This window comes from Cyclobacterium qasimii M12-11B, assembly GCF_000427295.1.
Classification (GTDB): Bacteria; Bacteroidota; Bacteroidia; order Cytophagales; family Cyclobacteriaceae; genus Cyclobacterium; species Cyclobacterium qasimii.
This window is the reverse complement of sequence record NZ_ATNM01000196.1, coordinates 1-562: the sequence shown is the minus strand read 5'-3', so window position 1 is coordinate 562 and position 562 is coordinate 1. Positions and strand designations below refer to the sequence as shown.

The 562-nt window shown below is 40.7% G+C and carries 1 protein-coding gene; it reads left to right on the top strand.

The features are described 5' to 3' along the window. The coding region (locus ADICYQ_RS24010; RefSeq protein ID WP_152520525.1) for a DDE-type integrase/transposase/recombinase at positions 1-562 on the top strand (562 nt) is incomplete at both ends.

Sequence of the window (562 nt, the reverse complement as noted above, 5' to 3'; positions counted from 1 at the left end):
CAGTCGATCGATACAGAATCGAGCAAAAAGAAAGCATAAGTGCCACCTGCAGGTTGTTTGGGGTTGAAAGACAGGTTTATTATCGAGCCGTAAACAGAGAGAAACGTAGACGTATGGTGGCTACAGAAGTGGTAGCTTTGATAGAGAAAGTACGAATGAGAATGCCACGAGTTGGCACTAGAAAATTGTACCACCTTCTTTATAAAGAGCTGAAGGAGATGGGAGTGGGGAGAGATCGTTTGTTTGCTATTATCAGGGCAAACCATCTTCATATTGTCCCTAAAAGACAATACCACATAACCACCAACTCACACCATAGGTTTAGAAAACATAAGAACTTGATCGAGTCACGTCCTATTGAAAGACCAGAGCAAGTATGGGTTTCTGATATTACTTACATTGGAACTAGAACAAACCCAATGTACCTGTCATTGGTTACCGATGCGTATTCAAAAAAAATAATGGGCTTCAATGTATCTCAAAGTTTGAATGCTAGTGGAGCAGTTGCGGCCTTAGAACAAGCAGTAGCTAAGCGTAACTATTCAAATAAGCAACTCATTCA